We start from the raw sequence: 12,467 nt of genomic DNA on the forward strand, positions 1-12,467 counted from the left end.
TTAGTTGTTAAGAATTAAGGGCAAAGATGATTTTTTCTACAGGCCTGTGCCTGAATTCCTGCCGGCGGATAAATCAGTGATATGCCTGCCCCGGATATTCGGGTAAGGTATGGGCAGATTCTTTATTTTAGGTAGTTATAAATGTCGTTTATCTTGTCCCGGCTAAAGTGGTTTTTAGCTGTTTCCCTGGTGCTGTTGGCGGGCTGTTCACAGTCAAAAGTGACCCCTGTTCATTCAGCCAATCCCGTGGTGCTGATTTCGCTTGATGGTTTTCGTTATGACTATATTGAAAAATATCAGGCGAAAAATCTCAAAGCCCTGGCTCGGGGCGGGGTGCGGGCGACAAGTATGCAGCCGAGTTATCCGACAAAAACCTTTCCCAACCATTTGACTCTGGTCACCGGCATGTACCCGAGTAACCACGGGCTGGTGCACAATGATTTTTATGATGTCGAGCTTGATGAGGTTTATGATATGGGCAAGGCGAAGGAGCAGCCTTTATGGCTCTGGGGTACACCGCTATGGACCCTGGCCGAGAAAAACAATGTTCGCAGTGCCACTTTCTTCTGGCCGGAATCCGATGCGAGCATTGGCGGTATCCTGCCCAGTTATTATCACGGCTATAATAAATCGATCCCTTACCAGGAGCGCATCGACGGCATTGTCGATTGGTTAAAATTACCACCAGGGCAGCGGCCAGGTTTTATTACCGGCTATTTTTCCCTGGTGGACGATATGGGACATGACTTTGGCCCTGACTCAAAGCAGGTACAAGATGCCGTGACCATGCTTGATGGTTATATCGGCCAGCTCAAACAGCGCATCGATGCATTGCCCTTTAAGGTGAACCTGGTGGTGGTGTCAGATCACGGCATGGTAGCTATTGATAAACAAAGTAAGATCGACTGGCAAGCGCTGGATGATTTTAACGGTTACAAGGTCGTGAACGGCTCAACCCAGTTGATGTTATATGCGGGTAAAGAGATCAGCCAAAGCAAGATTGCCGAAGACGTAAAGCGCTTAACTGCAAAAAGCATGGGCCGCTATCAGGTTTATGCTAAAGAAACCATACCGGCACGTTTACATTATCGCGGCAGCCACCGTATTGCCGATATCCTGCTTGATGTTGCGCCGCCCGCGACCTTTTCCGATAAAAACCGGCTTGATGATACGGTGGGGGGCACCCATGGCTTTAACCCTTACCGGGTGAAGGAAATGGCAGCGATTTTTATTGCCAACGGGCCGGATTTCAAACAGGGACTGGAGATCCCCAGCTTTGAAAATATCCATGTCTTTCCTGTACTGGCCAGCATTTTGGGCTTACCCATTCCCGAGAATATCGACGGCGACCTGGCGGTTCTGGCGCCGATATTGGCCCAGGCCGGCAAAAAAGCGGAGCCTGCCAACCTGGTCACCCGGGCCGAGCAATAACATAGGCGCTGTGGTATCAGTGCTTAACTGCCTGTTTCACTTATGAGCGGGCAGTGTCTCTCCTTAACTTATGCTGTCGATATAACGTCTGGCATTTTCGAGATTGGCTATTGGTTTAAAGAGGTCATAATCAAAAGTACGCAGCGCCTGGCCGTATTTGATTGCTTCGACCCAGTTTGGATTTGCCAGGGCGGCACGGCCGATGGCGACAATGTCAGCTTGCTGGCTTTTCAGAACATCCAACGCCTGCTCGCCTTCCACTATGCCGCCATTGGCAATGACAGGTAATCCCGAGTAATGCTTTGCCAATGCCGCCAGTGAAGGGCTATTGGCAAAAGCCGGTGCAGATACCTGCGGCTCAGTGGTATGGATATAGTCGACCTTGCAGTTTTTGGCTAAGGTGAAGGTTTGCCACGCCGCCTCGATTGCTTCCGGCCAGGTGTATTCACTGTCGTTGACTTTTTTCTGGGAAAAACGCACCCCGACGATAAAGTTTTCACCTACTGCAGCTCTTACCGCCTGTAATATTTCCCGGTAAAGGCGTAAGCGGTTTTCTAAAGGGCCGCCGTATAAATCGCTGCGCCGGTTGCTGTAGGGAGTGAGAAACTGATCTAACAGGTAACCGTTGGCGCCGTGTATTTCAACGCCGTGAAAACCGGCAGATTGGGCATGCAAGGCGGCAGAGACAAAACCCTCGATCACCTCCCGGATATCCTGCACTGTCATTGGCTCCGGCAGCGGATATTGCCCCTGGCCGTAATAAAAAGGCATTTGTTGACCCAAAGGCCTGACAGCAGAAGGGCCGCGGGTATGATCCCGGTATTTATTGTACTGCGACAGGGCGCCGCCGTGCATCAGCTGGGCAATGAGCAAGGTACCACTGGCGTTAAGGGAGGAGATTAACGGCTGCCAGCTCTTTGCCTGGTGGATATCCGACAGGCCAGGCTGGTTGCGGTATGCCTGGCTATAGCCTTTATCTGTATACAGGCCTTCGGTGATGATAAGGCTAAAGCCGTTATCGGCAAAACTTTGGTAATATTGCGCCATTTCCATGGTCATCAAACCGGCCTTATCGGCGCTGACCCGGGTCATGGGGGCGATGGCCAAACGGTTTTTTAGGGTGTAAGCGCCGATTTTTTGCGGGCTAAACAGGGCTGAATGTTCAAGTGTCATGGTAACGACCTGGTTGTTTTAAAGTGGAGCAATTTTGACACTTGATTAAAAGCTTGAGAATATCGCTGTAAATTGAAAGATTGATAACTTTTAGTTAATAATCCTTGGTGTAAATATGGTGAAAATAAACCAGTTAGAAAGCCTGAAGGTGATGAAAGCCGTGGTGGAAGAGGGCAGCTTCACCGGGGCGGCTAAACGACTGGAGATCTCTGCGGCCCGGGTATCTAAGGCGATAGAGCAGCTGGAAGTTACCCTGGATGCAGTTTTGTTCAAACGCAGCACCCGGCATATGCAGGTGACCGACAGCGGTGAGCGCTGTTATCAAAGTGCCCTGTCGCTGCTGGGACAGTGGCAAAACCTGCAGCAGGAATTGGCACAAAAGCAGCAAAAGCCGGCGGGGAAAATTCGTCTCGGGCTGCCGATGACCTGGGGCCTGGAAGTGTTTGCCCCGCTATTAAGCGAATTTATGCAGTTATATCCCGAGATAGAGTTTGATACCCGGCTCAATGATCAGCAGGTGAATGTGCTGGCGGGGGATTATGATCTGGTACTGCGCCTGACCGGGCAACTGGCGGATTCAAGTTTGTTATGCCAGAAAATTACCGGTTACCGTTTTGTGGTATGCGCGACCCCCGAATATCTGGCGCAATATGGCACCCCGGAGCAGCCGGCTGACTTGCTCCGCCATGCCTGCCTGATGTATCACCTGCCGGGGATGGCTAAAAAGTGGCTGTTTTATCAGGGGGATAAAGTCCTTGATATCTACCTTGAACCTAAGCTGGTGGCCAATAACAGCTTGTTGATCAAATCGGCGCTGTTAAGCCACCAGGGGCTGGCCCATATCCCGGAATTTCTCGTGGCGGATGCACTGGCGCGGGGTCAACTTAAAGAGGTTTTAACCGGATATAGAACCCCGGCATTAAATCTCTATGCTTTAAGGGCCAAAGAGCCTGGCTTGCCATACCGGATGCAGGTGTTGATTGCTTTTTTACGTGAGCGCCTTGGCGGCGCTTAATTGTCACTGTGGTTGACCAAAGCGGTTAAATGCTCGGATAAGGCGATAAGTTTATTGCTTTGTTGTACTGTGGCCTCCGTGCCGACCAGGGTTTTCCTGGCATCTTGTTCAACGGCGTCGAGGTGGCACTTGATGTCTGCCAGGGTCATATTTTGCTGCTCGGCTGCTGCGGCAATCTGGTTATTCATATCGCAGATATTGGCCATACTGGTGGTGATGGTGGTTAAGAAGTGCTCGGCTTCGACGGCGTAATCGACTGACTCGTTTACCCGCTTGCTGCTTTGGCTCATCGCCATAGTTGCCTGACCGGAGTCGTTTTGCAGGTCGTTTACCAGCTGGTTGATTTCTTTGGTGGCCGCCTGGGTGCGCTGTGCCAGCGAGCGGACTTCGTCGGCAACCACGGCAAACCCTTTGCCCTGCTCACCGGCGCGGGCGGCCTCTATGGCGGCATTAAGGGCCAATAAATTGGTCTGCTCGGCGATGCCGTCTATGGTGGTGACTATATTGCCTATGGTATCCGTTCTCTGGTGCAGCCGGGTAATGGCAAGGCCGGTTTGGCCGATGTTTTGCTCAAGCGCCTTGATGGCACTGAGGGTATTTTCGACTTTTACCTGCCCCTGCTGCACGGCATCGTTGGCGCTGACCGAGGCCATTGCGGTATCGGAGGCGCCGCCGGCGACCTCTTCACTGCTTTGATGCAATTGCGACAGTGCCGTGACCACGCTGGTGAGGTTGAGCAGCCTTTCATGGATGCTTTGTTTGGTCTGCTCGGCGATGGCTGCGGTTTGTCCGGACGCGGATATTAAGGTTTGCGAGCCTTGTGACAGTTCTAGCATGATATTGGCCAATATCCGCATCAGATCGTTAAAATTAGCCGCCAGAATGCCTATTTCTCCCGCCTGCTTATCATCAAAGCGGGTGGCCAGGTTTGCCTGGTTACGGGCTAAGCCTTCGATGATTTCCCGGGTGCCCAGGTTAAGCTGGTTTAGCGGCTTTGAGACCTTCAGTTTGAGTAAAATAAAGGTAATGGTAAAAGACAGCACCAGCAGCAGGATAAAATAAAAGGTGGATAAATAACCGTTTTTCGATGCCGTAGCCAGATAGTCTTTTAGCGGAATGCTTACCCCCAGGGCGCCGATCAGCAGGCTTTTTTCGGTGGGGATGCCGTGGCAATTGGCACATCCCGGGTGCATATCGCTGGTCAGGGGCACGGCAAAGCGGTAATACTGATCGGATATCTCAACTACGGCATCGCGGGAGCCGCTATAAAATGCCCGCAGGGTTTTCTGTTCAAATGCTCCCCGTGCCCGGGTATTTTCCTGTCCCTGGGGGGCTAGCTTAAGCAGCTTGGCATCGGTAAATAAGCGCACCCGGCTGTGTTTATCGCCAAAGTCATGGGTAACCGCCCGGTCTACCGCGCTGATGGTGCGCTGCCAGTCGCTTTTGATTGTTTGTCTGGCTGTTTCGTCGGCGGCTGCCCGGTATTCGTCATTAAAGCGCACCGTGGAAACGATAAACATTTGTGCGGCTCTGTCGATCAACTCTTTGGCTTTGCCGGAAACTTCCTCTATCGCCATGGCCCTGCTGTTATGGATATTGAGGTAGCCAAGGATCAGGCTGGAGCATAAACCGGCTAAAATTAAGATGGCGATGACCTGGCCGTTAATGGTTTTTGGCTTGATGATACTCATATTTTCTTTCACTGCTGGCTGATTAAATGGCGTTGCGATATAGGGAGCATCAGCTCTCCTGCATGAGGTTTTACAGCCTAAAGCAAGCACAAACAGGATACTCGGTGAAAGCTAGGGTCTTAGCGGACAGTGATCTTTCGCGGTATGAGCTTATCTGCGTTGGGGGGAGTTTTTTGCGCGGTAAACAACAGCGGGAAACGCCTTAAGCAGCGCGAGCACAAAAGGAATGCATACTAGCAACAAGCTTTGTTTGAATGCCATCATCCAGGCCATAGCGGCACTGAGCAGACACCAGAGCAAGGGTAAGATCAGGTAATAGCGGCTGCGGCCGGCTGTCATTAACAAAAGCCCCAGCGTTGCCAGGCAAGTGGCATCGGCACCGACACCGTAATAATCGGCGCTTTCCCAGCCCTGATGTAAATAGGCGGTGAGGGCGGGGTAAAGCAGTAAAGCGAACAGGTAAAGCAACAATCCGCTATAACCGATAGCGGTGAACTGGGCTTGATAGCGAATGTTATGCTTAAAGACGCCAAAAAAAACCAGCAGGGCTGCCTGTACAGTAAAAAGCAGGGCAAAAGCCGGCGCCGCCCAATTGATTGCGCTGAAGTAGTGGCAGTGAAAAACTAAACCCACCCATAACCAGTGACATGCCAGGCTGAGGTTAACCAGGCGATGCCGGTGTCTGTAGCGTGATTTTATCAGCATCAGATTGACGGCGCCGAGCAATAAGGTGAGCAGGGGTAATGGCCAGACGGCCTGGTTGTAGTGAGTGAGCAGGCGCACATAGTTCTCCGGCGTAAACATTAAAAAGTCAGATAAAAACAAAAACAAGGGTTCAAGCATCAGATGCCCTGTATGTCATTGAGCATTTGGGCTCTGAATTTTTCATCCGGAATGGTGCCCTTGAGCGCCGCCATATTTTCCTGCATATGCGCCACCTGGCTGGTGGCGGGGATGGCACAGCTGATATCCGGGTGGGAGATGATAAATTTCAGGAAATACTGCGCCCAGTTATGGCAATCTATTGCTTTGGCGGACGCGGGTAAAGCTTTTCCCTGGACACGGCGGAATAACCCTTTACGCTGGAAAGGGCGGTTGGCGATCACGGCGATGCCTTTCTCCCGCGCCAGCGGCAACAGCCGGGATTCGGCTTCCCGGTCAAGGATATTGTAGGTAAGCTGGATAAAATCCAGCTCCCTGGTTTGCATGATTTTTTCCATTTCCTGGTGGCGGCGGCCGTGGGAGGTGGTGATGCCGATATATCTTATTTGCCCCTCACGCTTTAAGTGTTCTAAGGTCTCCAGGTGCTTTTCCCAGGACAGCAGGTTGTGGACTTGCATCAGGTCTATGTTATCTACCCCCCACAACTGCTGTGAATCATGTATTTGTTTTACCCCGCTGGATTGAAAAGGGGTCCAGACTTTAGTCGCCGAAAAGTGCTTGTTTTGCCGCTTGAGTTGTCCCAGGCAATAACCTATTACCTCCTCGGAAGAGCCGTACATGGGAGAGGAGTCTATCAGGGTGCCGCCGCCGTTAAAAAATGCCGTTAAGATCTGCCGGCAATTTTGCCTTGCCCCCTGATCCTGACCGACATTAAAGGTCATCCAGCTCCCCATGCCTATAGCCGGCAGCTTTTCTCCGGTAGCGGGAATGATTTTGGTGAAAAGCCGGGATTTGCCTGCCGGGACCGGTCTTGCCGATAACAGGGTGAGGGGGCTCAGGCAAAAGCCTGCCGCCAGGGAAGCGGCCGATAATTTGATAAAGTCACGCCGGGTTTGCTTAAGTTTATTTATCATCTTTTAGCCTTTTGTGTTGTCCCTTACCCTTCATTTTACGCTAGCAGGCAGATACCTGGGCTGTTTTGCGTCAAAGTGACGGTATCGGCAGATAAACGGCAAAAGCATAAATTCCGAATAAGGTTTCGCTTTGACTTTATTCGAGAGAAAGCCCGTTTGCCTCCTATATTCGACCAAGTTTTTAACGGGTTATCTCTTTATATTGGCTTAAGTTTATTGCCCGGGAAGACTCCGGGCTTAAAAAAGCGTGTTTTTCTTTGTTAATGAACAAAGAAAAGCAGACCCTGAAACTGATTTTAAGGATATTTTCATGCCAGTACCTGAAAACCCGGATTTTAGAAACAGCAATGCGATCCCTGTCTGGAGCCGGATCAATGATCAAATTACCCGGGAACTCAAAGCGGATAGCCAGTGGATGAATAAAACCTTCAGGGAAAGCAAAAAAACACTCAGGGAAGCGGGGCTGAAAAAAGCGGCGCGCTCGGGCAGTGCTTTTGCGGTTTCCCATATTCCGGTGATCGGGCCGGTGCTCAGTAAAGTCATTGGTTTTATTCCGGCAGAAGCAAAAAATGACGGTAAAGAGCTGCAAATGGCGTCTTATTATGTTGACCGTATCGATAGCCATTTAAAGGATTATTGGGCAAGCAAGTCCCCGGAAGGGGTTAACGGTTATGATGATCAAAAGAAACTGGCGGAATTTAAAAACATCCTGATCAATATCGTCCGGGCCTCGGTTGAACTGGAAGTGGCGCAAAGAACCATAGATGAGGTGAAATCTTCTATCGACAGCGGCTACCAGCAGCTGTTCGCTATTTTAGAGCAGGATGCCAGCGTCGATATCTGTAAGTTGCTGCCGGTAATTGAAATAGAAATGACCGAGTTCAAGCGTAATTTATAACTTGCCCTGTTGTTATTCCGCTTTCTCCCGGGGGCGGTCCCGGCGTTGATAAATCCAGGGGGAGGGCCATACTTAAGCCTAGGTTTTAATTTGGCAGAGACAGAGATGTTGGCGGGGATCTGGAAATATTCTCTTATCGGTTGCCTGGTATGTTTGTCGGTGATGGTCAATGCCCGGGATTTAACGCCGGAAGCCTTTATTGCCGCCGGCCTTGAAAAGCAGGTTTCCCTGGGGCAGGCAACGACTTTTAACGGGGTGTTTATTTCGGCGCGCAAGAGCCTGTTAACCTCTCTGGTGCTCTTGGGACAATGGCGTTTTTTACAGGACAGTATCGCGAGCAATGATTTTGAATTGCAGCAGCAAGAATTACAGCTGGGATACCACTTATACGGCTACGGCGATGTTTTATGGCTATTTTCCCTCGGGGGGCATCGCCAGCAAGTGAAACATGATGCCCGCGGATTTCACAGTACCACCTCAGAATACGGCTTGATGGCGGCCATAGAAGGCAAATATCAATTTAATTTTCAGCACGAGCTGTTATTTGCCCTGGAATACCGGGAGCAGCAGGACCATGAACGTTACGGCTTCAGGTCCGGTTATTATTACCGGCCGGCGCTGCACTGGCAGTTCGGGGTAAACCTGACCTTAGGTTATCACCATAAATTTGACCATGATCTCAATGAATATCGGTTAATTGTCCGTTACCTGTTCTAGCGGCAGGGAGAACATGTGCTTGGGGCCATCCGGGGTAACCGGGATGACGTACATGTTCTTTTGGCTGATAAACAAGCTAAAGCCGCCGTGGTTTTTATCGCCATAAAGATTCTCACCACAGGAAACCCCGTGCAAAGGCGCCCCGCCGCCGCCGCTGATTAAAAACGCCGTACTCTCCCGGCGGGGTAACAGTTGCAGGTTGTGATCATGACCGGATAAATATAAAGGCACCCGGTACTGTTTGAGCAATTGGTAGAAACTGCCCTGTAATTCTTCGGTGCCGTCATACTTGCCGTTGGAAAAAACCGGATGATGGCCAATCACCAGGTTGAGTTGATTTTCCCGGGCGCTAAGCTGGTTTTGCAGCCAGGCCAATTGCCCTGCCGGTACCAGGCCAAGGGTAAAAGGTGTGGTATCGGTTGCCAGCAGGTTGACTTGCCAGTTGAGATCTGGCCTGGACAGGGATTTGAGATAATAGGGCTCGGGAAAATGCAGTGCGTCAAATTCGCCCGCGAAGCTGATCAGGGCCTGGATACTGCCGTCATGATCATGATTGCCGGCCGCCAGGTACCAGGGCAGGGGGGAAAGCCCCTGATAAACAGAGGTAAATTTACTATAAGCCGTGGTATCGTCAGCGCTGCCCAGGCCGTTCGGGTAGAATATATCTCCGGTATGGATAATGCCGTCCAGCGGATAGCTCAGGTGGTAACTCTCTAACAGGGCGGCGGCCGTTTGCTGGTTTACATCTCCCGTGCCCGTGTCGCCGATGACAAAAAGGTGAAAGCCGTTTTGCTGGAAAATCACCGGATCAAAGGCAAGCTGGCCTTGCAGGCATAGATCTTCATTTAGGGTATTTTCTTTGCCGTCGTCGTTGCAGCCGTACAGGTAAAGGACAGGGCAAAGGATAAAGATGAACAGGAGTGGCTTTAGCATCAGCTTATCAACATGACTCAGGGAAAAGTGCCAACCCGATCATTTTAGCTGTTTTTATTTTATTCTTCCTGTAGTTCGATGAGATCTTCTATCAGGTCAGCGAGTTTATGGTTGAGGCGCCTTTTTTGCTTTGCCGTTAAGGTGGCATGCAAGTCTGACATCAGCTGTGCCCTGAGTTGACGGTTGGCGCCCCAAGCCCGGGCAAGCTCCGGGGGCTTGAAGCGCTCAGGCTTCGTTAATAACTGTAAAAATAACGGCTTGAAATCCTGGCTTTCCCGGTCAAGCAGTAACGCTTTGGCCCGGGCCTGCCAGCTGCGGCGATATTGAATAAAAGACTGGAAACTTGATATGTGTTGCCTGCTATAGCTGGCAATGAGCTGTTTTTGCTCTTGGTTGAGTTTGCCGGTCCAGGGTTTGATTTTATCTGTTAATTCTTTTGCCCTGAGTTTGTTCAAGGCTTCCTGATTCTTGCCGGCCCTTTCTTGCAGCCGTTCCTGCATTTCCTGCTCCAGGGCTGTAAAGAATTTCTCGATTTGTTCATTGCTGAGTTCCATCGCCAGTTCAAGCAGATCCGGGCTTAGGGTGTTTCTGAAACGGACCCAGTGCTCTCTTGCCTGTTGGCTATGCTGCAGCCATAGCTGTGGCGTCAGTGCCCCTTCGTTGACGGTATTTTTTAGCTCTGTTAACTGGGCCTGATAACGTGCCAGTTCAAGGTTTCTGTGCCAGTTGAGCCATAGCTGCATTTTGCCGTCAAAGTGTTTTTTCTGGCTTTGGGTTAAGTCGATATAATCGTCCAGGTACCAGTGGATCAGCCAGTCGATATTGTTATAAACAAACTGGGTTGAACAGCCGCCAAGCGCTAAGGGAATGATGAATAACAAGACCAACAGCTGTTTTTTCATGTGTTGTGTTTTCCCCTGTCAGGCGTTGATATTTTTACTTTAGCCAAGGCTTGGCACTTGGGATAGAAACTTTATTTACAAATTATGTCGGGGGGCGCTGTACCGTTAAGGTAGGGGGATATCAGGAGCTGGTTTTCAGCTCCTGATTAAAGGTTACTGCCGATCAGCAGTTGTTATCAATAATATCGTAGATATCATCGGTGAGGGAATCCAGGTCTTGCTCGCTTATCACCATGCGGGCATTGGATTCATCCAGATCCAGTGCTTCTTTGAAAAAGCCCATGAAGCCCCTGGCTTTGCGGTCAATTTCGAAAATAATTTCCAGTTGCTCGCCGCGCGGGAAAAAGACGACTTCCACTTCATCGAGTTTCTTATGGAAATCCCCGGAAATGGTTTTAAATTCCAGCTCTTGTACAAAAGGCAACCGGGAGAAAGAGGCGGATTCGATACCTTCACAGTCGGCTTCATAGAGTTTAAAACCAATGGCTTCCAGGGCATGGATCACTGCCAGCTGTAAATGACTGGGCACCACCTGCAGATAATCCTTATCGGATTTATCCAGGGCCATTTCTATATCCAGGTTAGTGTCTATCCAGGTTTTTGAATGGCCGACCGTCAGCGGGGCATCTTCAGATAAGGCAAAAGCAAAAGGAATTTCTTTCACTTCTCCCGGGGTAATAGTGAAGGTTTCTTCTATCTTAAAGCGATCTAAGGTGTAGTGCCTGACTTCGGTGACGGTTTCACTGTTGCCTTCTGAGTCTTCCCGCTCGATTTCCACCGTGTAGTTACACAGCAGATCCAAGTCGATTTTATTGATATTTTGCTCGGTTTTACCGCCGGTGATTTTCACTATACCGCAAACTTCTCCACCCGGTTCAACCTCAGTGTTTGCCAGCTGGGTATCTACTTTGGCCGCGCCTATGCCAACGGCGCCAAGGACTTTGTTAAAAAATGACATGACAGCTCCTCTCTATGTCTTATTCTGATTCTTTGTTTTGTTGTTCTATTTAAGCTGTAATATGGCTATTGTTTTTAGTTTCAATGCCTTGTTTACCTTTCGTTACAAATGCCGGTAAAGTGGCGTTATTATCACCGTGCGTCAAAGTCCGTTTTCGGCCGGGAGTATCAATCGCCGAAACCCTGGGTTTCGTAATATAAAGGTTTGATGGTGCCGCAATGGAAAAATTTATAATGCAATTCGGACTCTTTTGGCGTGGCCGAGCTGGTATTAAATTTTAACAGGCAACCGGCGACTGCATCTATCACCAGTAAGTGATCAAAACTGGGTGCCTTCTGGATTTTATGAATAAGCAACTTATAATTTTTGCCGAGGTCGACCGCGTCATATTCCTGCATTTTCCCCGAAGGGGCGAGCTCTGTTAAGGTGCGGTGATAGAGCTTCCTGTCGAAATTAAGCTCTTTGCTTTTATAGGTGAGCATGCCGTCGCGCTTATAATGTCCCATATAAATATCTGCCTTGATGCTAACCGACTCTCCCCGCATTAAGCGTTGTAAATTAAAAGGTTCAGGTTCTATGGTAATTAATCCGCCATCCCTGACCAGTTGTACCAGGGCAACATCTTTTACCTTAAGTTTATAGACTAACTGATGATTTTTCGGCGCCTGGTAGGAAGGCAGGTATGAAGCGAGAATGTCTGAGCCGTTGTTGACCAGGACCATGGGATGAATGCCCATGAACTTGGGATCTAAAGGCGGCAATTCTTTGGCCTCTTTTGCGGCAAAAACCTGTGCTGACAGCAGCAGTAATAACCCCGGGATAAAGTGTTTGCAAAGTAAACTCATAGTCGGCCCCAATTGATTTTAGCTAAAAGCCGGTTTCCGGCTGTTATTATATCTTCGAGCTTGCTCAGCTATTATTGACTTGCTTTGCCGGGAGAACAAGTTTAAGGC

At 49.9% G+C, this 12,467-nt stretch carries 12 protein-coding genes; 4 read left to right on the forward strand and 8 right to left on the reverse strand.

Annotation, left to right across the window (positions count from 1 at the left end; translation table 11 throughout):
• Nucleotides 1-141: 141 nt before the first annotated feature.
• Entirely contained in the window at nt 142-1,431 is a 1,290-nt protein-coding gene (locus QL234_RS22425; RefSeq protein WP_281560001.1) for an ectonucleotide pyrophosphatase/phosphodiesterase, read from the forward strand.
• A gap of 63 nt (nt 1,432-1,494) precedes the next feature.
• Here QL234_RS22425 and QL234_RS22430 read toward each other — a convergent pair whose 3' ends face one another.
• Nucleotides 1,495-2,604 carry an NADH:flavin oxidoreductase gene (locus tag QL234_RS22430; protein WP_281560002.1) on the reverse strand — a complete coding sequence of 370 codons (1,110 nt, stop codon included), beginning with the start codon at nt 2,602-2,604 and terminating at the stop codon, nt 1,495-1,497.
• A 115-nt stretch (nt 2,605-2,719) separates the two neighbouring features.
• Here QL234_RS22430 and QL234_RS22435 point away from each other — a divergent pair, with 115 nt between their 5' ends.
• Complete coding sequence (locus QL234_RS22435; protein WP_281560003.1) at nt 2,720-3,619, forward strand: LysR family transcriptional regulator; 900 nt, start codon at nt 2,720-2,722, stop codon at nt 3,617-3,619.
• On the opposite strand, the gene QL234_RS22440 is transcribed toward QL234_RS22435, so the two are convergent.
• From QL234_RS22440 to QL234_RS22450, 3 genes are all read right to left on the reverse strand, one after another.
• Entirely contained in the window at nt 3,616-5,310 is a 1,695-nt protein-coding gene (locus tag QL234_RS22440; RefSeq protein ID WP_281560004.1) for a methyl-accepting chemotaxis protein, read from the reverse strand. The two genes, QL234_RS22435 and QL234_RS22440, sit on opposite strands and share 4 nt — an antisense overlap.
• Nucleotides 5,311-5,460: 150 nt before the next feature.
• Complete coding sequence (locus QL234_RS22445; protein WP_281560005.1) at nt 5,461-6,153, reverse strand: DUF6064 family protein; 693 nt, start codon at nt 6,151-6,153, stop codon at nt 5,461-5,463.
• Nucleotides 6,153-7,106, reverse strand: a complete 954-nt coding sequence (locus tag QL234_RS22450; protein WP_281560006.1) for an aldo/keto reductase — start codon at nt 7,104-7,106, stop codon at nt 6,153-6,155. Before QL234_RS22450 ends, QL234_RS22445 begins: the two co-directional genes overlap by 1 nt.
• A 310-nt stretch (nt 7,107-7,416) precedes the next feature.
• On the opposite strand from QL234_RS22450, the gene QL234_RS22455 reads away from it, so the two are divergent.
• Nucleotides 7,417-8,004 carry a hypothetical protein gene (locus tag QL234_RS22455; protein ID WP_281560007.1) on the forward strand — a complete coding sequence of 196 codons (588 nt, stop codon included), beginning with the start codon at nt 7,417-7,419 and terminating at the stop codon, nt 8,002-8,004.
• A gap of 90 nt (nt 8,005-8,094) precedes the next feature.
• Complete coding sequence (locus QL234_RS22460) at nt 8,095-8,721, forward strand: hypothetical protein (protein WP_281560008.1); 627 nt, start codon at nt 8,095-8,097, stop codon at nt 8,719-8,721.
• Here QL234_RS22460 and QL234_RS22465 read toward each other — a convergent pair.
• From QL234_RS22465 to QL234_RS22480, 4 genes are all read right to left on the reverse strand, one after another.
• On the reverse strand, nt 8,698-9,654 hold the full coding sequence (locus QL234_RS22465) for a metallophosphoesterase (RefSeq protein WP_281560009.1): 957 nt from the start codon (nt 9,652-9,654) through the stop codon (nt 8,698-8,700). The two genes, QL234_RS22460 and QL234_RS22465, sit on opposite strands and share 24 nt — an antisense overlap.
• 59 nt (nt 9,655-9,713) lie before the next feature.
• Nucleotides 9,714-10,556 (reverse strand): DUF6279 family lipoprotein, encoded by an 843-nt coding sequence (locus QL234_RS22470; RefSeq protein WP_281560010.1) that lies wholly within the window; start codon nt 10,554-10,556, stop codon nt 9,714-9,716.
• Between the two features lie 163 nt (nt 10,557-10,719).
• The gene (locus QL234_RS22475) at nt 10,720-11,514 is read right to left on the reverse strand and encodes a sporulation protein (RefSeq protein ID WP_281560011.1); all 795 of its coding nucleotides are present in this window, start codon (nt 11,512-11,514) and stop codon (nt 10,720-10,722) included.
• Between the two features lie 167 nt (nt 11,515-11,681).
• Nucleotides 11,682-12,359, reverse strand: a complete 678-nt coding sequence (locus QL234_RS22480) for a hypothetical protein (RefSeq protein WP_281560012.1) — start codon at nt 12,357-12,359, stop codon at nt 11,682-11,684.
• Nucleotides 12,360-12,467 lie beyond the last annotated feature (108 nt).

Source organism: Thalassomonas sp. RHCl1 (assembly GCF_947387555.1).
GTDB lineage: Bacteria > Pseudomonadota > Gammaproteobacteria > Enterobacterales > Alteromonadaceae > Thalassomonas.

What these genes read in the sequence shown, in the direction of transcription:
- QL234_RS22425 (WP_281560001.1), top strand. Translation starts at nt 142, where the DNA reads ATGTCGTTTATCTTGTCCCGGCTAAAGTGGTTTTTAGCTGTTTCCCTG.
- QL234_RS22430 (WP_281560002.1), bottom strand. Translation starts at nt 2,604, where the DNA reads ATGACACTTGAACATTCAGCCCTGTTTAGCCCGCAAAAAATCGGCGCT.
- QL234_RS22435 (WP_281560003.1), top strand. Translation starts at nt 2,720, where the DNA reads ATGGTGAAAATAAACCAGTTAGAAAGCCTGAAGGTGATGAAAGCCGTG.
- QL234_RS22440 (WP_281560004.1), bottom strand. Translation starts at nt 5,310, where the DNA reads ATGAGTATCATCAAGCCAAAAACCATTAACGGCCAGGTCATCGCCATC.
- QL234_RS22445 (WP_281560005.1), bottom strand. Translation starts at nt 6,153, where the DNA reads ATGCTTGAACCCTTGTTTTTGTTTTTATCTGACTTTTTAATGTTTACG.
- QL234_RS22450 (WP_281560006.1), bottom strand. Translation starts at nt 7,106, where the DNA reads ATGATAAATAAACTTAAGCAAACCCGGCGTGACTTTATCAAATTATCG.
- QL234_RS22455 (WP_281560007.1), top strand. Translation starts at nt 7,417, where the DNA reads ATGCCAGTACCTGAAAACCCGGATTTTAGAAACAGCAATGCGATCCCT.
- QL234_RS22465 (WP_281560009.1), bottom strand. Translation starts at nt 9,654, where the DNA reads ATGCTAAAGCCACTCCTGTTCATCTTTATCCTTTGCCCTGTCCTTTAC.
- QL234_RS22470 (WP_281560010.1), bottom strand. Translation starts at nt 10,556, where the DNA reads ATGAAAAAACAGCTGTTGGTCTTGTTATTCATCATTCCCTTAGCGCTT.
- QL234_RS22475 (WP_281560011.1), bottom strand. Translation starts at nt 11,514, where the DNA reads ATGTCATTTTTTAACAAAGTCCTTGGCGCCGTTGGCATAGGCGCGGCC.
- QL234_RS22480 (WP_281560012.1), bottom strand. Translation starts at nt 12,359, where the DNA reads ATGAGTTTACTTTGCAAACACTTTATCCCGGGGTTATTACTGCTGCTG.